The 20556-nt window shown below is 75.8% G+C and carries 16 protein-coding genes and 1 pseudogene; 8 read left to right on the plus strand and 9 right to left on the minus strand.

Going from position 1 to position 20556, the window contains the following annotated elements; genetic code table 11:
• Positions 1–161: 161 nt before the first annotated feature.
• Together J2S46_RS19140 and J2S46_RS19145 are read right to left on the minus strand one after the other, a co-directional pair.
• Positions 162–1223 (minus strand): HNH endonuclease, encoded by a 1062-nt coding sequence (locus tag J2S46_RS19140; RefSeq protein ID WP_191288953.1) that lies wholly within the window; start codon positions 1221–1223, stop codon positions 162–164.
• A gap of 525 nt (positions 1224–1748) precedes the next feature.
• Positions 1749–2433 (minus strand): annotated as a pseudogene (locus J2S46_RS19145) (DUF234 domain-containing protein); the annotation flags it as partial.
• Positions 2434–2712: 279 nt separating this feature from the next.
• Here J2S46_RS19145 and J2S46_RS19150 point away from each other — a divergent pair.
• Entirely contained in the window at positions 2713–3471 is a 759-nt protein-coding gene (locus J2S46_RS19150; RefSeq protein ID WP_191288954.1) for an ABC transporter ATP-binding protein, read from the plus strand.
• Positions 3472–3577: 106 nt separating this feature from the next.
• The gene (locus tag J2S46_RS19155; RefSeq protein ID WP_191288955.1) at positions 3578–6481 is read left to right on the plus strand and encodes an FtsX-like permease family protein; all 2904 of its coding nucleotides are present in this window, start codon (positions 3578–3580) and stop codon (positions 6479–6481) included.
• Between the two features lie 75 nt (positions 6482–6556).
• On the opposite strand, the gene J2S46_RS19160 is transcribed toward J2S46_RS19155, so the two are convergent.
• Positions 6557–7594: a serine hydrolase gene (locus J2S46_RS19160; RefSeq protein WP_191288956.1), complete on the minus strand. Its 1038-nt coding sequence runs from the start codon at positions 7592–7594 to the stop codon at positions 6557–6559.
• Between the two features lie 310 nt (positions 7595–7904).
• Between J2S46_RS19160 and J2S46_RS19165 the strand changes: the two genes are divergently transcribed.
• On the plus strand, positions 7905–8348 hold the full coding sequence (locus tag J2S46_RS19165) for a winged helix DNA-binding protein (RefSeq protein ID WP_191288957.1): 444 nt from the start codon (positions 7905–7907) through the stop codon (positions 8346–8348).
• A 63-nt stretch (positions 8349–8411) separates the two neighbouring features.
• Here J2S46_RS19165 and J2S46_RS19170 read toward each other — a convergent pair whose 3' ends face one another.
• The gene (locus tag J2S46_RS19170; RefSeq protein ID WP_191288958.1) at positions 8412–8657 is read right to left on the minus strand and encodes a hypothetical protein; all 246 of its coding nucleotides are present in this window, start codon (positions 8655–8657) and stop codon (positions 8412–8414) included.
• A 44-nt stretch (positions 8658–8701) separates the two neighbouring features.
• Positions 8702–9514: an AraC family transcriptional regulator gene (locus J2S46_RS19175; protein WP_191288959.1), complete on the minus strand. Its 813-nt coding sequence runs from the start codon at positions 9512–9514 to the stop codon at positions 8702–8704.
• 114 nt (positions 9515–9628) lie between these two features.
• On the opposite strand from J2S46_RS19175, the gene J2S46_RS19180 reads away from it, so the two are divergent.
• Positions 9629–10261 carry a TIGR03086 family metal-binding protein gene (locus J2S46_RS19180; protein WP_370882205.1) on the plus strand — a complete coding sequence of 211 codons (633 nt, stop codon included), beginning with the start codon at positions 9629–9631 and terminating at the stop codon, positions 10259–10261.
• A 59-nt stretch (positions 10262–10320) separates the two neighbouring features.
• Here J2S46_RS19180 and J2S46_RS19185 read toward each other — a convergent pair whose 3' ends face one another.
• From J2S46_RS19185 to J2S46_RS19195, 3 genes are all read right to left on the minus strand, one after another.
• Positions 10321–10959 (minus strand): DJ-1/PfpI family protein, encoded by a 639-nt coding sequence (locus tag J2S46_RS19185; protein ID WP_191288960.1) that lies wholly within the window; start codon positions 10957–10959, stop codon positions 10321–10323.
• A 178-nt stretch (positions 10960–11137) separates the two neighbouring features.
• The gene (locus J2S46_RS19190) at positions 11138–12106 is read right to left on the minus strand and encodes a GlxA family transcriptional regulator (protein WP_191288961.1); all 969 of its coding nucleotides are present in this window, start codon (positions 12104–12106) and stop codon (positions 11138–11140) included.
• Between the two features lie 135 nt (positions 12107–12241).
• A complete protein-coding gene (locus J2S46_RS19195) occupies positions 12242–15010 on the minus strand; it encodes an ATP-binding protein (protein WP_191288962.1) in 2769 nt (922 codons plus the stop codon).
• 136 nt (positions 15011–15146) lie between these two features.
• On the opposite strand from J2S46_RS19195, the gene J2S46_RS19200 reads away from it, so the two are divergent.
• From J2S46_RS19200 to J2S46_RS19215, 4 genes are all read left to right on the plus strand, one after another.
• The gene (locus J2S46_RS19200) at positions 15147–15509 is read left to right on the plus strand and encodes a nuclear transport factor 2 family protein (RefSeq protein WP_191288963.1); all 363 of its coding nucleotides are present in this window, start codon (positions 15147–15149) and stop codon (positions 15507–15509) included.
• 148 nt (positions 15510–15657) lie between these two features.
• Positions 15658–17136: a DHA2 family efflux MFS transporter permease subunit gene (locus J2S46_RS19205; RefSeq protein ID WP_191288964.1), complete on the plus strand. Its 1479-nt coding sequence runs from the start codon at positions 15658–15660 to the stop codon at positions 17134–17136.
• 92 nt (positions 17137–17228) lie between these two features.
• Positions 17229–19052, plus strand: a complete 1824-nt coding sequence (locus J2S46_RS19210) for a S9 family peptidase (protein ID WP_191288965.1) — start codon at positions 17229–17231, stop codon at positions 19050–19052.
• Positions 19049–19684 carry a hypothetical protein gene (locus tag J2S46_RS19215; RefSeq protein WP_191288966.1) on the plus strand — a complete coding sequence of 212 codons (636 nt, stop codon included), beginning with the start codon at positions 19049–19051 and terminating at the stop codon, positions 19682–19684. The genes J2S46_RS19210 and J2S46_RS19215 overlap by 4 nt, the downstream gene beginning before the upstream one ends.
• 56 nt (positions 19685–19740) lie before the next feature.
• Here the strand turns inward: J2S46_RS19215 and J2S46_RS19220 are convergent, their stop codons facing one another.
• Positions 19741–20526: an SURF1 family protein gene (locus J2S46_RS19220; protein ID WP_191288967.1), complete on the minus strand. Its 786-nt coding sequence runs from the start codon at positions 20524–20526 to the stop codon at positions 19741–19743.
• Positions 20527–20556 lie beyond the last annotated feature (30 nt).

Consider the following 20556-nt stretch of genomic DNA (forward strand, 5'->3'; position numbering starts at 1 on the left):
CGGAGCGAGGACCGGCAGAAGCGCCCCAAGCACTTCAAGATCAAGCACTGAAGCATGCCGTGCGCCGACTGTCGCCGCACCGATGCCGGCCGACCCTTCCGTCATGACAGATCGTCAGCCCAGTTACTTCGGGTCAAGGGCTAGGCAGAGCGCCGGATCACTCAGATGGTCTCGTCGCTGTGCTCGACACCGGAACGTTGCCTCGGCAGTGATGTTTCGGCCGCACCCGCCTGCTCCTGCACCAGCACCAGCACCCGAAGCTGTGCCGGAGTGGGCCATGGAGCACTCCGGTGGATCATGCGGTGGCAGTTCGAGCAGATGACTGCAAGATCAGTGAGCTTCGTGGTGCTCTCACCCGCTTCGTGGAGCGGGACGACGTGGTGGACCTCGATGTATCCCTTGCCGCGCTCGCCGTAGACCTGGGCGAAGTCGAAGTCGCAGGCTTCGCAGGCCAAGGGATCGCCCTTCTTAAGCACCGAAGCGATCTTCTTCTCGCGGAGCTTCTTACTGCGCTCTCGCGTGCGGTGGCGACGGTAGAGAACGCGGCCCTCAGGAGCGCTCACCTCATCGTCGTCCGCGTCCTCGTCGTCAGGCCGCACCGGCTGCAGGGTCCCGTCCCTGAGTCCATCCCGCAGCAACTGCGCAGCCTGCGCCATCTCAGCTGGGCGGTCGAGGAAGGCCTGCAGAACCTCGCGGTCCAGCTGGCCGTGGTTCGTCGGATCGCCTGTGTAGGCGGGATGGACGCTAGCGATGTTGAGGGTCTTGTACGCCGCACCGTTGCGGTTGCGGTACTCAACAGCCCGTAGCTCGGGCGGGTAGGCAGCCAGCAGCTGCAGGAGGTCCGACAGCTCAGCGATACGTGGATCCGAGGCTGAGAGGCCCTGCCAGCCATTCCGTGCAACCACGTCGCAAGCGAGGATCAGCTCATCGCGGGTCCATTTGGGACTGCGTGATGCCCCGATCTGGAAGCCTTCACGCTTGAGCCAGTCCACCGCGTGGCCCAGGCCGCCGCTGAGTTCATCGGAGCCAAGCGGCCTGCCAAAGCGGTGCTTGTGGGCAACTCCCGCAACGGCCTTGGACTCGTAGGCCTTACCGTCGTGCAGGATCAGGTACTTGCGGGCCGCCCCATAGCCGTACCGGTTGAGGAAGACGGGCCCTCCCAACTCGTCGTACTCGTGCAGAGTCCTCAGGATGTCGTCCCGCGAGATGGCTCCCTTTTCCATGGCCAGAGCATACGGGCCAGGTAGGACAACGTTCCTGACCGCACAGATCGGGCACCGATCCATGCTTCTACTGATCCGCCCGCCGAGCGGATCGCAGACCCGCGAGTCGCGGCCGCCTAGTCGTAGCACCCACCCAAGCGCATGGAGACCGTCACGTCGGCATGGCAACAGATGGGCTCCAGGGTCTGGAGAATCCTTGGAGACGATCCTGGATCGATGCCCTCACTGGACCAACGAAGACCAACGCATAGCAACCTCTGAGCTGTGCCTTTGGCAACAGCAGCAGGTTGCGGATCTTCCAGGGCCTAATTCGGGACGAAGAGGCCGTGGGTTCAAATCCCGCCACCCCGACCCAGTAACACCAGCTCAGGGCCGGTGTCCTTCACAGGACACCGGCCCTGACTGCTTTTCAGAACGTTCTCGGGAGAGGCCCGGGAGAAGATCTTGCGATTCTCCCGGGCCGGGACGCCCGTGCCGCTCGGCCCAGCCGGCCTCTTGATCCCGTCCGCCCCGCCCGGCAGACGGCTACCGGTCAGCGGGTGCGCCAGCACCGAGCAGATCATCCGGCAGTTCATCCGGTCCGTTCGCTGCCTGGAGCCCGGTGCAGCTGACGCCGCTTCGGGAGACCGCGACGAGCGGGATCGGGTCGCCTATGAGCGCGGCCCGGTTCGTGGAGGTCGGCCAGGACGTGAGCGTCGAACGGGGAGCTCCAACCACGCGATCGACCCGAGAAGCAGAAGCCGCTTGGCGACGGGCTGACGATCAGCATCGACGAGATCGATCTCGACGTCGTTGCTACGGGTCCAGCAGCCACCGACGGCCGGGGCTGCCGGCAGATCGCCGTCGGGCACGATGCGAGCGAGCGACTCCCGGATCAGCGGCTCGACCGCGCGACCTCGCCAACCGGGCCACCGCTCCCGGACCCGCTCCAGCGGTAGGTCACCACGCATGCGCTCGATCTCTGCCGTGTGCGGATCCGGGAAGGCCGGCCAGAAGCGCAGATACGGGTCCGCCACGCGGTGGCGACACTCCTCGGAGGGGTGCAGGGCGATCGGAAGCGCGCCAAGGACCGCTCGGCCCGAACCACAAGCGCGGAGATCGGGTTCTCCGGCGCCGCGCCGAGGAACTCCCACATCGAGGCGCCGATCGGCCACTCTCGGCAGATCAGTGGCAGCCCACCTGTGATCAGGGCGGCGTCGAACGGTGGGGCACCTCATCGATCACCACCACGCCGGGTGAGTCATCGGGCCGGAGCCGCCGGGCCTCGCCCCGCCGCCTCCGGGTTGCCCGCGCGGACCACCCCGACTGCCCGAAAGGGCAATGCCCCGGGTTCACCTTGCGCCCCTGCATACCGGGTATACATACTCGGTATGCAGGGGGCTCGGAGCATCGCCCGGCCCACCCCGGCGGGGCGGTGACATCAGGTCACACCCTCGCCGCCGCCCGCGCCGCCACCACCGGTGGCGGCCGACAGGAAGAGAGCCGACGAGTGACGAGCACGACCGCACCGAAGCGGGCCCCCGGGCAGCAGGCCGTCCTGCAGTTGCGGGGCCTGACCCGGACGCACGGGCAGGGCGGGGCGCGGGTGGACGCGCTGCGCGGGGTGGACCTGACGGTGCTTCCGGGCGAGTTCGTCGCCGTGACGGGGCCCAGTGGTTCGGGCAAGTCCACCCTGCTCGGGCTGGCCGGGGGGCTGGACAGCGCCACCTCGGGCGAGGTCCTGGTCGAAGGGCAGGGGCTGGGAGGGCTGTCCCCGAAGGCGCTGTCCGCCGTCCGGCGCCGCGCGATCGGGTACGTGTTCCAGGACTTCAACCTGATTCCGACGCTGACCGCCGCCGAGAACGTGGCCCTGCCGCGCGAGCTGGACGGCGCGCCGGGGCGGCGGACCCGGGCCCAGGCGCAGGCCGCGCTCGCCGAGGTCGGGATCGCCGAGCTGGCGGACCGGTTCCCGGACCAGCTGTCCGGCGGCCAGCAGCAGCGGGTCGCCATCGCCCGGGCGCTGATCGGCGAGCGGCGGCTGGTCCTGGCCGACGAGCCGACCGGCGCCCTCGACTCCGCCACGGGCCAGGAGGTGCTGACCGTCCTTCGGGCCCGGTGCGACGCCGGGGCCGCGGCGGTCGTGGTCACCCACGACCCCCGCCACGCCCGCTGGGCGGACCGGGTGGTTGTGTTGCAGGACGGCCGGGTGGTGGAGGAGCGGGCCGGGTCCGGCGGGGCTCCGGCCGCCGGGACGGGAAGCCGGTGCTGACCGCGTCCGGGGGCCGGCCCCGGGCACTCGGACCTACGGCCGGGCCCGCGGCCGAGCGCCGCACCGCCCCGACCGGGTGGACCACCAGGAAGAAGGAAGACACCCGATGAACCTCTCCGCCTGGCGGGCCGCCCTGCGCCTCGCCCGTCGCGACGCGCTGCGCGCCAAGGGCCGCAGCGCCCTGATCATCGCCATGATCGCGCTGCCCGTGGTCGGGGTGACGGCCGCGGACGTGGTCGCCCGCAGCAGCGTGCTCACCCCGCAGGAGAGCGCCACCCGCCTGATGGGCGGCGCCGACGCGTACCTCAGCACCGTGCGGGCCGGCTGGCGGCTGGAGCAGGCGCCGGACCCCGATCCGGCGACCACGCTGGTCCTCTCGCAGAACGGCCCGAAACCCGTTCCGACCGAGGAGGAGACGGCGCGCGCGGCCCGGCCGCTCGACCAGCTGCTCAAGGAGGCGCTGCCCGCCGGGGCCCGGCTGCTGCCGGTGGAGTCCCCCTCCGGCTACGCCCTGACCAGCACGACCGCCGGCCAGGCCCGGGTGCAGGCCTGGAGCCTGGACCTGGCCGATCCGCTGGCGCGCGGCATCACGACGCTCCGCGAGGGCAGCTGGCCCGCCGCCCCCTACGAGGTCGCGGCGACCACCGGCTTCCTCGCCGGGTCGGGACTGAGCGTCGGTGGGAGCACCACCCTGGCCGGCACCCACCAGCCGCTGCGGATCACCGCGGCCGTCGAGTACCCCGGGGACCTCGGCGCGGAACGGCTGATCGGGCGTCCCGGCGAGCTGGGCCCCCTGCTGGCCGCGGCGGAGGACCGCTCCGAGCGGACCGCGGCCGACGGCCCGGCGGACTTCCTGGTCTCGCTGCCCGCAGGCACCGCCTTCGGCTGGGAGGACGTGCAGCGGGCCAACACCTACGGCTTCACCGTCGCCTCCCGGGCCGTCCTCGCCGACCCGCCGCCGGACCGCGCCGTCCCGCTCTACCGGGACACCCCGCTCTCCGGCGCCGCGGCCACCGAGGCCCTGAAGTCCTCGACGATCGCCGCCACCGTCGTCGGCATGGCCCTGCTGGAGGTCGTCCTGCTGGCCGGTCCGGCGTTCGCGGTCGGCGCCCGGCGGTCCCGCCGGCACCTCGGGCTGATCGCGGCGGGCGGTGGCGACCGCGGGCACATCCGCGGGGTGGTCCTCGGCGGCGCCGTCGTGCTCGCCGGCACCGGCGCGCTGGCGGGCACGGTGCTCGGCTGCCTCGCCGTGGCCCTGGGCCGGCCGTGGCTGGAGGCCAGGTCGGGGGCGCGCTTCGGGCACTTCGCGCTGGAACCCGTCGACCTGCTCGGCGTGCTGGCGATCGGCGTCGTGACCGGGCTGCTGGCCGCGATCGTCCCCGCGGTCCAGGCCGGACGGCAACCGGTGGCGGCCGCCCTCACCGGCCGCCCGGCCACCCGTCCGCCCGCGATCTGGATCCCGGTGGCCGGCGTTCTGGTGGCCGGGGCCGGGACCTGCCTCGCGCTGTTCGGCGCGCTGGAGGGCTCGCGGACCCGGGTCGTGATGCTGGGTTCGGTGATCGCGGAGCTGGGCCTGGTCGCCTGCACTCCGTGGTTCGTCGGCCTGCTCGGCCGGATCGCCCGGGCCCTGCCGCTCGGACCGCGCCTGGCGCTGCGCGACGCGGCCCGCAACCGCGGGCGCTCCGCCCCGGCCGTGGCGGCGGTGATGGCCGCCGTCGCCGGGGCGGTCGCGGTCCTGACCTTCCAGTCCAGCAGCGACGCCGCGGACCGGGCGGACTACGCGGCGTCGGCCCCGATCGGCGCGGTCGTCCTGCGGGCCCCGCAGGTCTCGCCCGCCTCCGTCACGGCCACCTCCCCCGGAGCGTCCGCGGCCTCCGTGGCGGCCGCTCTGTCCGGCAAGGCCGCCGAGGACCTGCGCCGGACGGTGGAGCAGGCCGTCCCCGGCCTCGGGGAGCGCGGTGACCTGCGGAACCTGACGTACGGCGCCTGCGACGGCCGGCCGGGGAGCTTCTGCGGCACCGTCAGGCTCGACATGCCGGCGGAGAACCTCTGCCCCCCGGCGGCCGGCGCGGCCGGCCCCTGGGGCGCGGTGCGCCTCGACGAGGCGCAGGCCCGGCGACTGCTCGCCGAGGACCCCAGGTGCAAGGCGGGCGCCCCGGCGCCGCAGGACGTCCGCGAGCTGATCACCGGCGACGCCACGGTGCTGCGCAACCTGCTCGGGGTGGACGACCCCGCGGCCGTGCAGGCGCTGGCGGCGGGCAAGGCCGTCGTCCTGGACCCGCGCTACGTCAAGGACGGCGCGGTGCCCCTGCAACTGACCCGGTACGGCGCCGAGGGCCCGGGCGGCAACCAGCTCAGCACCGCCAGCCTCCCGGCGGTCGCGGTGCGGGCGAAGACACCGGCGGCGCGCGCGGTGCTGTCGCCGGCCGCCGCCGAGGCGGCGGGACTGACCCCGACCACGTACGAGTCGGTCTGGCTGCCCGCGCACGCCCCCGGCCCGGCCGACGAGCAGCGGGCCACCGCGGCCGTCACCGCGCACGGCCCCGGCGCCAAGCTCTCGGTGGAGCGCGGTTACCGGAGCAGGTACGGCGACGCCACCATGCTGGGCCTCGCGATCGCCGCCTCGGCGGTGGCCGTCGCAGCCGCCGGCATCGCCACCGGCCTCGCCGCGACGGACAGCCGGGGCGACCTGGCGACCCTCGCGGCCGTGGGCGCCGGGCCGGGCATCCGGCGCCGGCTGTCGGGGTTCCAGTGCGCCGCGGTGGCCGCGCTCGGCGCGGTGCTGGGCGCGCTGGCGGGGTTCGTACCGGCGGCGGCCGTCCAGCGGGTCGAGAACCTGGGTGTCCGACCGGTGGTGGACGCCGCGGGCGGCATCAACCTCGGCACCCACCCGCTGGTGGTCCCCTGGCCGTACCTGGCCGCCCTGGTGGCGGGGCTGCCGCTGCTCGCCTGGCTGCTCGCCGCCGGGTTCACCCGCTCGCGGGTGGCCCTGACCCGGCGTACGGGGTGACCCGGGGGACGAAGTGACCTGACAGTGGCCGCCCGCCCCGCCACGGGGGCGGGCGGCCGCGGCGTTCGCGTCCCGTCACCCGGCCCCGGTGCCGTGGCGCCCCGGCCGGAGCGGGCCGGCGGGGGCGGGTGCCCGCTCGGGGCCGGTCCGCTCGTAGGGGGCCGAGCCGTCGGAGATCTCGGGGGCGCCGATGTCCGGTCCGGCGGGCAGCGGTTGGGCGGCCGCGGCCGGGACGCCGGCGGCCGCGTCGAGCTCCCGGTGCACCACCTGGGCGACCCGCTGGACGGTGCTGATCCCGTACGCCTCGGTGGGGTTGTCGTGGGTGAGGAAGGCCATCCGGTAGTTCCGGCCGGGGCCCGTGAAGATGCCCAGGCTGTGCACCCGCCAGCCGTGCGTGGCGCGCTGCAGCCAGCCGTTCTTGACGTGCACGGTGACACCGGCCGGCGCGCCGTACGGGGCGCCCCAGCGCTGCTCCGGGACGACCTGGCTCATCAGGTCCAGCCCGTACGCCCGGCTCTCCGGCGAGAGGACGGACGGGTCGTCGGTGTAGAGGGCCAGCACCTTCAGCTCGTCGGCCGCCGTGACCTGGGTCAGGCCCCAGTGGTCGTCGGCGCCCAGGACGGTGTCGGTCAGGCCGGCCAGCCGCAGGAAGGCCTCCAGACGGGGCCGGCCGAGGTCGAGCCAGAGCGCGGTGGCCGCGGCGTTGTCGGACTTCGTGATCATCGGCCGGAGGTTGTCCTCCTCCCAGGCGGTCACCGGCCGGCCCTCCTCGTCGGCCCGCCGCAGCACGGCACCCATGATGGTCACCTTGACCACGCTCGCCGAGTCGAAGTGCGCGGACGGGCGGTAGGCGCACGAGGTGCCGGTGCCGGCGTCCCACAGCGTCAGGGCCACCGTGCCCTGCCGGCCCGACAGCGCGGCCGCGACGTCCCCGGCGAGGCGGTCGGCCAGGGCCGGGTCGGTGGCCGAGGTGCAGCCGCCCGGCGTCACGGCCGTCGGACGGACCGTGGTCTGCGCGCCGGCCGGTGCGGCGCACACGGTCAGCAGGGCGGCCGCGGCGGCGGCCGGGACGGCCTTGGCCAGACGGCCGCCGGTGGTCGGGAAGTGGGCCATGGGGTGGGGTGCCTTCCGGTGGTCGGGGTGCCGGCGCCCTGGGGCGGGACCGGACGGTCCAGCACCAGCAGACACGACCGTCCGTCAGGGCCCGTGCTCCGAACCGCGTTCCGCCGGCCGGCGGCGGACGAAATCACTCCACGGGCGCAGGCCGGGGCGGGGGGCGCCCGCAAGACCACGCCGGCGGGGCCGGGCGGGCGCCCCTCAGGAATTGATAGCCATGAACATAGTAGCCATGTACTGTAAATGCAGAGGGCGGAGCTCACCGACCCCGGCCCGCGGCAGCGGACTCCCCGAAGAAGGAGCAGCCATGTCCACCACCCCCAGCCTCAACGGCCAGGTCATCGGTCTGGCCCACTACGCCACCCGGGCCCTCCTGGAACGCGAACTCGCCCGCACCGGCACCACCTTCCTCCAGTCGGTGGCGCTCAACGCCACCGCCGACGGCGGCGGCTCGGCCGATCGTGGGCAGCTCGTGGCCCGGCTGACGGGCGGCCTGAAGATCGACGAGGACAGCGCCCGGGCCGCCCTCGCCGGGCTCACCGACACCGGGCTGCTGGAGGAACCGCCCGCCGAGCCCTCCCGGTTGCGGCTGACGGCCGCCGGCCAGGAGCGGCAGCGCCGGATCCGGGACGCCGTCGGCGGGATCACGGCGCGGCTGTACGGCGACTTCACGGCGGAGGAACTCGCCGTCGCCGGGCGGGTGGTCGCCACCGTCACGGCCCGGGCCGACGCCGAACTGGCCGGCGGGTGAGGCGGGTTCACCCCCGACCCGGCCGGCCCCGGCGGGGTGCTGCCACCACCGCCCGGCCGGCCCTCAGCGAGGCGGTGGTGGCACCGCGGGGACGCTCAGCCGGTAGGTGGTCGGAGACACGAGGCGGCCGCAGAGCACGTCGTACCTGAGCCTCGACTCGTCGGGACGACGGCCCTCGGCACGGATCCGGCGGAGGTACTCCCGCCACTCCTCGGGGTCCTGGGTCTCGAAGACCGTCTCCCAGGGCCCCTGCCAGGAATCCGCGCGCCGACGGAGCTCCCGTTCCTTGCGTTTGCGTTGTCCAGGCACGGGAGCGATCCTGACGGCCCGCCGGCAGTCCGGCAAGCGGATTCTCAGCGGCTCGCGCGGGCTGTGCCCCGGCCCGCCGGGGCGGGCCCGCGCCGGGCGTACCGGGCCGGCGGAGCCCCGACCACGGCGGTGAAGTCCCGTACCAGGTGGGCCTGGTCGGCGTAGCCGAGGTCGGCCGCCAGAGCGGCCCAGTCGACGCCCGTGCCCTGCTCGGCCCGGGCCGCCGCCTCGTGCAGCCGGGCCCGGCGCAGCACCCACTTCGGGCTCGCCCCGACGTACTCGGCGAACAGCCGTTGCAGGCCGCGCACCGAGATCCCGGCGGCCGCCGCCACCTGGTCGACCCGGACCAGCGCGGGCGTGTCCGCGATCAGCGCCAGGACGGCCTCGGCCTGCCGGGCCGCCGGCTGCGGCGGCTCCGCCGGCAGGACCTCGCGCAGGAAGCTCTCGGCCGCCGCCGCCATGGCGGCCGGGTCGGCGGTGCCCAGGACGGCCCGCCCGGCCTCGTCGGCGGCCGGGCCGAACAGCTCCGCGGCGGGCACCACCCGGTCGGCGAGGCCGGCCACCGGGGCGCCGAGCAGCGGGCGGAACGCCCCCGGGCGGAACCGCACCCCGAGGACGTGGCCGGCCCCCGTCAGCCGCCGGGAGAAGAGTCCGCGCCGCACCCCGTAGACGGCGGCCGCCGGCTCCTCGAACACCAGGTGGACGTTCGGATGGGAGAGCACCTGCTGCTCGTACGGCGGGCGGCCGCGCAGGTCCCACCGCACGATCCAGTGGTACTCGACGTACGGGGCGAGGTCGGCGGCCGGCTCCCGTCGCAGCAGGTCGAACTGGGTGGCGGCGGCGGCCGGGTGGAGCACCCCCGCCCGAGCCCGGGGTCGGTCATCGTGCCAGCGTAGTCCGGCACGGGGCCCGGGCGGGGGCTGTCGCGTTTGTTCAATACCGGGCCCCCGCGGGCTGCCTACGGTCGCCCCATGAACCAGAGAACCGAGCAGGCCGGGCCGACTGCGGCTCCCGGACGGGCGATGGACGAGCAGCTGCACCGGGCGCTGGCCGAAGGCGCCGCCGAGGCCGCCCGGGTGGCCCGCGGCATCAGCCCCGGGCAGCTCGCCGGCGCCACGCCCTGCACCGACTACGACACCCGCACCCTGGTCAACCACTGGGTGCTGTACTCCTCGCACGGCCTGGAGCTCCGGGCCCGGCGCGAGCCGATCCCGGACGAGCTGCTGACCCGCGACTTCACGGGCGAGGACGGCTGGGCCGAGGCCTACGCCGGCCGGCTCGACCGGGCGGTGGCCGCCTGGGCCGACCCGTCGGTGTGGGAGGGCGAGATCGACAGCGGCGGCGGCCGCACGCCGGCCCCGGTACTCGCCGGCCTGCTGCTGGCGGAGCTGGTCCTGCACGGCTGGGACGTCGCCCGGGCGACCGGCCAGGAGTTCCGGTGCTCCCCGGAGGCCGCCGGGGCGGTGCTCAGGGTGGTCGAGGAGAACGCGGAGCTGTACCTGAAGTACAGCGGCTTCGGCGAGCCGGTGGCGGTGCCCGGTACGGCCTCCGCCATGGACCGGGCGCTCGCCCTCTCCGGCCGGGACCCGGCCTGGACGGCCTAGGCCTGCACCCGCCCGGGCCGGGCCGGTGGCCGGGGAGCAGACCCGCCCCGGGGCCGCCGTCAGGGTGCGCCGACCACCAGGTCGCTCGCCCGCAGGGCCGCCACCAGCCCGGCGGGCGCGGTGGCGACGGACCCGGCGTCGTACGGCGGCCGCGGGTCGTACTCCACCACCAGCTGGATCGCCCGGGCGGTCTCGTCGCCCGCGATCCGGCCGGTGAGCTCCAGGGCGAGGTCGATGCCGGCCGACACCCCGGCGGCGGTGGCGTACTTGCCGTCCACCACGACCCGCTCGGCGGTGGGGACGGCCCCGAAGGCCGGGAGGTGCTCCAGACTGATCCAGTGCGAGGTGGCCCGGCGCCCTTCGAGCAGTCCGGCCGCGCCCAGCAGCAGGGAGCCCGAGCAGACCGAGGTGGTCCAGGTGGTGCCGGCGTCGACCAGGCGGATCCAGTCCAGGGTGGCCGGGTCGGCCAGGACCTCGGCGGTCCCCGGGCCGCCCGGGACGAGCAGGACGTCCGGCGAGGTCACCTCCGACAGCGCGGCGTCGGCGGTCACGGCCAGCGTGCCCTGGTCGGTGCGGACCGGCCCCGGCCGGGCGGCCGCGAAGACCACCTCGGCCCCGGGGATCCGGCCGAGCACCTCGTAGGGGCCGACGGCGTCGAGCGCGGTGAAACGGTCGTAGAGCAGGACGGCGATCTGCATCGGGTTCTCCCTCGGTGAAGGTGGTCGGGCGGACGGGTGCCGCCTGGTGCCGGGCGGCACGGAAGTGCCGACTGGCAGGCCGTGCCGGTCAGGCGGCCCGGGCGGAACGGGCGGGCGGTAAAGGCCGGGCGGAACGGGCGGGCCGGACGCGGGCGGGGTCGGGCACGGCCGGAGCCGGTCAGGCGGGCCGGAACCGCCGGCGGTACTCCACCGGGGGCACGGCCAGCGTCCGGACGAAGGCGCGCCTCATCCCCTCGGCGGTGCCGTAGCCGCAGGCCCGGGCGATCTCCTCGATCCCGCTCGCGCTGTCCTCCAGCCGGCGCCGGGCGGCCTCCAGCCGGACACCGTCCACGTACCGGCCCGGGCTGACCCCGACCTCGGCCTTGAAGACCCGGGCGAACTGGCGCGGCGACAGCGCCGCCCGGGCGGCCAGCGCGTCCACCGAGAGGTCCCCGCCGGGGTGCTCGGCGATCCAGCGCTGGACCTCGCGCAGCGGGCTGCGCTGCGCGACCTGCGCGGCCAGCTGCACGCTGAACTGCGCCTGGCCGCCGGGGCGGCGCAGGAACATCACCAGGTGCCGGGCGACCAGCAGCGCCACGTCCCGGCCGTGGTCCTCCTCGACCAGGGCGAGCGCCAGGTCGATGCCCGCCGTCACCCCGGCCGAACTGGCGATGCGCCCGTCCCGGACGTGGATCGGCTCGGGATCGACCTCGGTGTCCGGGTACCGCCGGGCCAGCGTGTCGCAGTACGCCCAGTGGGTGGTCGCCCGCCGGCCGGCCAGCAGGCCGGCCTCCGCGAGCAGGAAGGCACCGGTGCAGACCGACACCACCCGCTCGGCCCCCGAGGCCAGTCGGGCGATCCGCCGCACCAGCGCCGGATCGGGGTCGGCGGTCCCGTCACCGCCCGGCACCAGCAGGGTGTGCGGCCGCTCGTCGGGGCCGGGGTCGAGGTCCAGGTCGAGGTCCGGCAACAGGCGCAGCCCGCTGCTGGTCCGGACCGTCCGGCCGGCGGGCCCCGCCGTCCGCACCCGGTAGCCCCCCGCCGGCCCGGCGGCGGCTCCGGCCCCGGCGAACACCTCCAGCGGGCCGGTCACGTCGAGGCTCTGCACGCCCTCGAAGAGGACGATCAGCACGGTGCGGGTCGTCATGCGCCCCAGCCTCGCAGCGGTCCGCGACGGCAGCAATGACGTGCTTCCCACCATTCCTGCCATCGCCTCCGAGAAGCCCCTGAAGCCCCCTGAAGCCCCTGGAAGCCCTGGCGGCCGGAGCGCGGGTGAGAACGCTCAGAGCAGATCGGCGAGTTCACCTCGGGAGGCGACACCCAGCTTCGGATACGCCTTGTACAGGTGGTGACCGACCGTGCGCGGGCTGAGGAACAGCTGGGCGGCGATGTCCCGGTTGGACCGGCCCTGCGCGGCGAGGCGGACGATCTGGAGTTCCTGCGGGGTCAGCACCGCGAGCGGGCCGGCGGCGGGCCCGGCGGGGGCGGGCGTGCCGGTGGCGGTCAGCTCGGTGCGGGCCCGCTCCGCCCAGGGCCGGGCGCCGAGCAGGTCGAAGGCTTCGAGCGCGGCGCGCAGGTGCGGACGGGCGTCGGTTCGGCGGCGCTCGCGGCGCAGCCACTCGCCGTAGAGCAGAGCGGTGCGGCCCTGCTCGAAGGGGCGGCCGGAGTCGCGGTGCAGGTCCAGCGCGGCCAGGTAGCCGGACTCGGCGAGCTCGTCCGGGCCGAGCAGGGCCTGGCAGCGCAGTCGCAGGGCGTGCGCCCACGGCTGCCCGGTGGCGGCGGCCCAGCGGGCGAAGCGCTCGTACGGTTCGGCCGCCAGCTCGGGGGTGCCCAGCCGGACGGCGGCCTCGACCAGGTCGGGGACGGCGCGGGTGGCGCCGACGTGGTGGCGGTGGCGTCCGGTGGTCAGCGGCCCCAGCCGGTCGGCGGCGTCGGCGGCCCGGCCCTGGCCCAGGTCGAGCAGGGCGAGGGCCCACTGCGCCCACGGCTCGCCGGCGGGCGGCGCGCCGCCCGGCCCCGCTCCGGCAAGGGCGCGGCGGACCAGTGCGGCGCAGCTGTCGGCGTCCCCGCGAAGGGCCGCCAGGTAGGCCAGCAGCGAGGCGAGTTGGCTGACCCACTGACGCTGGCCGGTGTCCTCGGCGAGGGCGAGCGCCTCCGTCGCGGTGACCTCCGCGTCCCGGTGGCGCCCGTGGAAGAGTTCGGCCTCGGCGAGGAAGAACTGCACGGTGGGCAGCATGCCGACGGCGCCCTTGGCACGGGCCTCGGTGGCGAGCCCGGCGGCGAGCTCGTAGGTCTCGTCGTCCCGGCCGAGGATCAGGGTGGCGCCGCAGAGCTGGACCAGGTCGCTGGGGACGGCGCCGGCCCGGCGGGCCTCGGCGGCCGTCTCACGGGCCGACGGCAGGGGCGGCGCGGGGCGGCCGAGCAGCGGGAGGGTGCCGGCCAGCAGGTGGCGGACGAGCGGCGCGGCCGGCTCCCCCGCCGGCAGCCGCAGGGCCGCCAGCCGGTCGAGGACGGCGCCCACCGGTTCCTCGCCGACGTACCAGGCCGCATGGAAGGCCTGGAAGAGCATCCGGGCGGCGTGCGAGGCCTCGATGCCGGGGGTGCAGGCGTCCAGCAGCAGGCGGTAGGCGGTCGGGTGGTCGCCGCGCCAGAAGTGGGCGGTGGCCCGGACGTGCGCGATCATCGCGTGCGCGAAGGGGTCGTCGGTGCGGGCGCCGGCCCGCTCCGCCAGTGCCTCGGCGTGCTCCAACCGGCCTTCCTCGGTGGCGGCTTCGGCGGCCAGCACCAGCCGGCGGGTGGCACCGTCGCGGTCCGGGGTGAGCCGGGCGGCCCGCTCGTACGCGGCGGAGGCGGCGCCGTGCCCGCCGCGGGCCTCGGCGCGTTCGGCGGTCCGCTCCAGGGCGTCCGCGAGGGCCGCGTCGGGGGCGGTGGCGGCGAGCGCCAGGTGCCAGGTACGGCGGTCGCCGTCCTCCAGGGCCTCGCCCAGGGCCCGGTGCGCCGCCGACCGCTGCCGCAGCGGCGCGCGGTGGAGGATCGCGGCCCTGACCAGCGGATGCCGGAAGGCCAGCACGGCGGCACCCTCCGGGCCGGTGATCCGGACCAGGCCGGCCCGCTCGGCGGGGGCCAGCGCGTCGGGGCCGGCGCCGAGTGCGGCGGCGGCGCGCAGGACGGCCGCCAGGTCACCGGCCTCCTCGGCGGCGGCGACCAGCAGCAGCGTCTGGGTGGCGGCGGGCAGTCCGCTGACCCTTCCGTGGAAGGCGAGCCGGAGCCGGCTGGTGAGTGGCAGCCGGCCGGAGCCGGCGCTGCCGGCCGGTTCGGCGGCCAGCGCCGCGGGCAGCTCGGTCAGGGCCAGCGGGTTGCCCCGGGCCTCGGCCAGCACCCTGCGCCGGACGTCCGGCGGTACGCGGCCGGCGCCGTCGGCGGGAACATCGTCGCCTGCGGCCGGCGCTCCGAACCCGGCCTGGGCAGACAGCAGTTCGGCGGCGGCCGGCTCGTCCAGTCCGGCGAGCCGCAGCTCCGGCAGGCCGGCCGCCGGGATGGCGCCCTCGTCGTCGCGGGCGGCCAGCAGCAGCACGATGCCCTCCGCCTGGAGTCGCCGGGCCGCCAGCAGCAGCGCCTCGGCGGAGGAGCCGTCCAGCCACTGGGCGTCGTCCACCAGGCACAACAGCGGCTTCTCGGAGGCGAGTTCGGCCAGCAGGCCGAGGGTGGCCAGGCCGGTGAGCAACCGGCCGCCGGCCGGCCCGGACTCCTCGGCGAGCCCGAAGGCACCCTCCAGCGCCCGGCGTTGCGGCCCGGGCAGGGCGGGCAGCCGGTCCAGCCCGGGCGCGAGCAGCAAGGTGAGCCCCGCGAAGGGGAGTTCGGCCTCGTACTCCACCCCGGTCGCCCGGATCACCCGGAACTCCGGGCCGGCGGCCGCAGCGGCGTGCTCCAGCAGCGCCGTCTTGCCGATGCCCGGCTCGCCGCGGAGCACCAGCACCCCGCTGCGGCCGCCGCGCGCCTCGTCCAGCAGGCGGCCGATGGCGGCCTGCTCCGCACCCCTCCCGAACAGCATGCCCCGACCCTACCGACCTCAACGCCGGTAGGCCCGGCCGCGATTACCGATGCGTGACCGATTCGGCCGGCGGGCGATCTCCGTACCTTTTCGACCAGCGGGAACGGCCCGCCACCGAGGACGAGGGAGCAGGACCATGACGGATCTCCAGCAGCTGGCCGAGCGCTACATCGCCACCTGGAACGAGGCCGACGCCGACGCCCGCCGCAAGCTGGTGGGCGACCTGTGGAGCGAGGACGGCGAGTACACCGACCCGCTGATGGCCGTCACCGGCCCGGACGCGATCTCGGAGGCGATCGGCGCGGCCCGGGCGCAGTTCCCGGGGCTGGTGTTCACCCTCGGCACGGTGGACGCGCACCACAACCTGGCCCGGTTCACCTGGGACCTGGGGCCGGCCGGGGCGCAGGCGCTGATCGTCGGCTTCGACGTCCTGGTGGCGGACGCCGAGGGCCGGGTCGCGTCGGTGCTGGGCTTTCTGGACCGCGTCCCCGGCGCGTGATGCCCCGCTGGGGGACGCCCCCACGCGTCCCCCGGCCTCGTTCCCGCCCCCAGCCCCGCCCCCGACCCAGCCCCGACCCAGCCCCAGGACCCAGCCCCAGGCCGGGCCCGGGGCCCGTGAAGTGCCCGGCACCGAGGAGAGTCCCGCCATGAGCAGCATCCTGCGCAGCACCCGGCCGGTCCCCCGGCCGCAGTCCCCGGCCACGGGAACGCCCCCCGCACCGGCCCGGGCCGGACGCCCCGCCCGGGGCCTGCTCCCGGTCGTCCTGACCGCGACCTTCATGACCGCGCTCGACTTCTTCATCGTCAACGTCGCCGTCCCCTCCGTCCAGGTCGACCTGCGGGCCGGGCCTTCCGCCGTGCAGTGGGTGATCGCCGGGTTCGGGCTGGCCCTGGCCGCCGGGCTGGTCACGGCCGGGCGGCTGGGCGACCGCTACGGGCGCCGCCGGGTGTTCGCCCTCGGGCTGGCGCTGTTCACCCTCGCCTCGGCCGGCTGCGGCCTCGCCCCGACCGCGGGCGCGCTGGTCGCCGCCCGGGTGCTGCAGGGGCTGGCCGCCGCGCTGACGGGCCCGCAGGTGCTGGCCGTCCTGCGGACGGCGTTCAGCGGTCCCGCGCTGGCCCGGGCGTTCGCGATGTACGGGCTGACACTGGGGGTCGGCGCGGTGTTCGGACAGCTGATCGGCGGCCTGCTGATCCGGGCGGACCTGTTCGGCCTGGACTGGCGGGCCTGCTTCCTGATCAACCTGCCGGTCGGCCTGGCCGCCCTGGTGCTGGTCCGCCGCTGCCTGCCCGAGTCCCGCGCGCCGCAGCGCCCCGGGCTGGACCCGGCCGGCGTCGTGCTCGTCACCCTCGCCCTCACCGCCCTGGTGCTGCCGCTGATCCAGGGCCGGGAGCAGGGCTGGCCGCTCTGGACCTGGCTCTGCCTGGGCGGCTCGGCCGTCCTGCTGGCCGCCTTCGGCGTGCACCAGCACCGGCACAGCGCCCACCCCCTGGTGGACACCCGGCTGTTCCGCGAGCGCGCCTTCTCCGCCGGGATCCTCGCCCAGCTGGCCTTCTGGCTCGGCCAGGCCTCCTTCTTCCTGGTGCTCGCCCTCTACCTGCAGCAGGGCCGCGGCCTGGACGCGCTGGGTGCCGGCCTGGTGTTCACCACGATCGGCGTGGCCTACCTGCTGACCTCGATCACCGCCGACCGGCTGGCCGCCCGGCTCGGCCGTCAGGTGGTGGCGGTGGGCGCCCTGCTGATGGCCGCCGGCCTGGGGCTGATCGGCCTGGCCGCCTACGGGGTGGGGACGACGGGCAGCGTCTGGTGGCTCGCCCCCGGCCTGTTCGTGGACGGCCTCGGGATGGGCATGGTGATCGCCCCGGTGACCACGATGGTGCTGACCAGGGTCGCCCCGGAGCTGGTCGGCTCGGCCTCCGGGGTGCTGGCGACCGTCCAGCAGGTCGGCGGGGCCCTCGGGATCGCGCTGATCGGCATCGTCTTCTACGGCGCCGACGGGTTCCCGCGGGGCTTCGAGTTGAGCGTGGCGGTGCTGGCGGTGCTGGAACTCGTGCTGGCGGCCCTGGTCCAGCTGCTGCCCCGCACCGGCCCGGCCCCCGCCGTTCCGGCACCGGCCCGGGGCGCCTGACCGGCCCGGCCCTTCCTGCCCGGAGGTCCCGGCGGCCCCTGCCGGGACCTCCGGCGTTCCGATCGCCTCCACCCATCGGGTTGGATGGGCGGATGAGTGACGACAAGAGCGCGGTGCCGGTCTGGGAGCAGCGGTTCAGGGCGGCGCGGGTCTCCCTGCCGGACTGGGCCGAGGACGCCCCCGACCGGTCCCTGTACGTGTCGAACGCGACCGGCACGTACGAGGTGTACGCCTGGGACCGCGCCACCGGTGTCCACCGCCGGGTGACCGACCGGCCGAACGGCACCACCGACGCGGAGCTGTCCCCGGACGGTGAGTGGATCTGGTGGTTCGACGACAGCGACGGCGACGAGTTCGGTGTCTGGCGCCGCCAGCCGTTCGCCGGCGGCCCGGACGAGCCGGCCGTCCCCGGCCTCGACGCCTCCTGGTCGGCCGGCCTGGCCCTGGGGCGGGACGGCACCGTGGTGGTCGGGCGCTCCACCGACGAGGACGGCACCACCCTGCACCTGCGCCGGGCCGGCGCCGCGGAGCCGGAGGAGATCTACCGGCACGAGGAGTACGGCGGCATCGGCGACCTGTCCCACGACAGCACGCTGCTCGCCGTCGACCACACCGAGCACGGCGACGCGATGCACTCCGCACTGCGGGTGCTCCGGCTGGCCGACGGCGCGACGGTCGCCGAGCTGGACGAGGTGACCGGCCGCGCCGAGCCGCGCGGGGTGGCCTGCCTGGGCTTCGCCCCGGCCGAGGGCGACTCCCGGATGCTGGTCGCCCACCAGCGCCGCGGCCGCTGGGAGCCGATGCTCTGGGACGTCCTGACCGGCGCCGAGACCGAACTGGTGCTGCGCGACGAGGACGGGCGCGAGCTGCCCGGCGACATCTCCGCGCAGTGGCGGCCGGGCGCCCGGTCCCTGCTGGTGGAGCACGAGTTCGAGGCTCGCAGCGAGCTGTTCTCCTACGACCTGGAGCGGGGCCTGCTGACCCGGCTGGCCACCCCGCGCGGCACGGTCGGCGGGGCCACCGCCCGCCCGGACGGCTCGGTGGAGTTCCTCTGGTCCTCCGCCGCCGAGCCCTCGGCGGTCCGCTCCACCTCGGGTGGGGTGGTGCTGCGGGCGCCGGGCGAGGTTCCGCCCGGGTCGGTGCCGGTCGAGGACGTCTGGGTGGACGGGCCCGGCGGCCGGGTGCACGCGCTGGTCCAGCGCCCGGCGGGCGAGGGCCCCCACCCCACGGTCTTCGAGATCCACGGCGGTCCGACGCACCACGACAGCGACTCCTTCGCCGCCGGCCCCGCCGCCTGGCTGGACCACGGCTTCGCGGTCGTCCGGGTCAACTACCGGGGCTCCACCGGGTACGGGCAGGCCTGGACGGACGCGCTGCGCGAGCGGGTCGGGCTGATCGAGCTGGAGGACATCGGCGCGGTCCGCGCGTGGGCGGTGGCGAGCGGCCTCGCCGACCCGGCGCGGCTGGTGCTCTCCGGCGGATCCTGGGGCGGCTACCTGACCCTGCTCGGCCTCGGCGTGCAGCCCGAGGACTGGTCGCTGGGCCTGGCCGCCGTCCCCGTCGCGGACTACCTCACCGCGTACGGCGACGAGATGGAGGCGCTCAAGTCGCTGGACCGTACGCTCTTCGGCGGGACGCCGGAGGAGGTGCCGGAGCGCTGGGCGGCGTCCTCGCCGCTGACGTACGTGGAGCGGGTCCGGGTGCCGGTGTACATCAGCGCCGGGCTGAACGACCCGCGCTGCCCGATCCGGCAGATCGAGAACTACGTCGAGCGGCTGGAGCAGCTCGGCCGGCCGCACGAGGTGTACCGCTACGATGCCGGCCACGGTTCGCTCGTGGTCGACGAGCGGATCAGGCAGCTGCGGCTGGAGATCGACTTCGCGCTGCGGCACCTGGACATGGGGGAGATCCGATGAGAAACCGCACCGGGCCGGCGGCCGTGGTGATCGCCGTCGCGGCGCTGGCCCTGACCGGCTGCGCCGGCGAGGACGCGCAGGCCTGCCCGGACACCCGGCAGGTCTTCACCCCCTCGGCCACGCCGTCGGCCGGCCCGTCACCGAGCAGGACGCCGGCCGTCCCGACGGCCACCAGGGCGGCTTTCGGCGGCACGGGCTCGGTGCTCCCGGCGGAGTTCGGCAGCCGGCCGGCGGTCCCGGCCGGGCCCGGCGGGGCGGACGTGACGGTCGCGGACGTGACGGTGGTCGACGCGACGGTCGCGACCGGCGGTACGCGGGCGGCGGGCGTGACCTCCGTGGGCCTGTTCGCGAAGAGCTCGAAGAGCAGCGGCTCCAGGAGCAGCGGTTCGAAGAGCAGCAGCTCCAAGAGCAAGCGGAAGGTGCGCCACCACACCGACCACGACGACAACAACTCCTCGGGCAACAACGACAGCTGCGACGACCCGTACCCGACCGGCTCGCCGTCCCCGTCCTCGTCCCCCTCGGCCCCGCCGTCGCCCTCGTCGTCGGCGAGCGGCGCCGCCCGGGTTCCGACTCCGTCGGCGAAGCCGGTCCTGCCGTCCTCGGCGCCCTCGGTCAAGCCGTCCCGGTAGCCCGGACGCTCCCTGCGGTCCCGCCGTCCCGGCTCCTCGCCGGCGCCGGCCGGACCTCAGTCCAGGACCGGGTCCAGTCCGAGGGCCCGGTCCTGCTCGGCCTCCGCCTCGCGGCGCACCAGGCGGAACCACATGAAGACGACGAAGCCGCCGAAGACGAACCACTCCAGGGTGTAGCCGAGGTTCTGGAAGGCCCGCAGGCTCAGCCCGTCGCCGCCCTGCGGCTGCACGGTCGGCACCGCGGTCAGGCCGGCCGGCACGGTGTCCGCGGCCACCCAGCCGTCGTACCAGCCGTCGTACGGGAGCATGTTGAGCAGGGTGGCCCGGCTGATCGTGCCGAGCTGACCGGGCGGCAGGCCGCCCGCGACCGCGCCGTTGCTGCCGCTGCTCTCGCCCGCCTGCAGCCGCCCGGTGACGGTCACCTCGCCGGCCGGCGGCGCGGGCGCGGCGGCGGGCGCGCCGGGTGCCCAGCCCCGGACGACGGCGACGGTACGGCCGTCGGCGGTGCGCAGCGGGGTCAGTACGTAGTAACCCTGGCGGCCGTCCACCACGCGGTCCGGCACGAGCAGTTGGTGCTCGGCGTCGAAGCTGCCGGTGGCGCTGACGCTGCGGCCCACGGTGTCGGTGCCGACCTGCGGGGCGGCCTCGGTGAGTACGCCGCCGAGCGGCGTCGCCGCTCCGGCCGATGCGGCGGCCACGGTCGCGGTGGTGTCCCGGTGGGCGGAGACCCGGTCCTCGAACCGGCCGAGCTGCCAGGAGCCCAGCCAGAGGCAGACCGCGACGGCCACCAGGGCGAGGACGGTGCTGCTCAGCCAGCGCGGAGTCAGGAGGAACCGGTACACACCCCACACGGTAACCAGTGCCCCCGGGCC

The sequence above is a fragment of the Kitasatospora herbaricolor genome (genome assembly GCF_030813695.1).
Classification (GTDB): Bacteria; Actinomycetota; Actinomycetes; order Streptomycetales; family Streptomycetaceae; genus Kitasatospora; species Kitasatospora herbaricolor.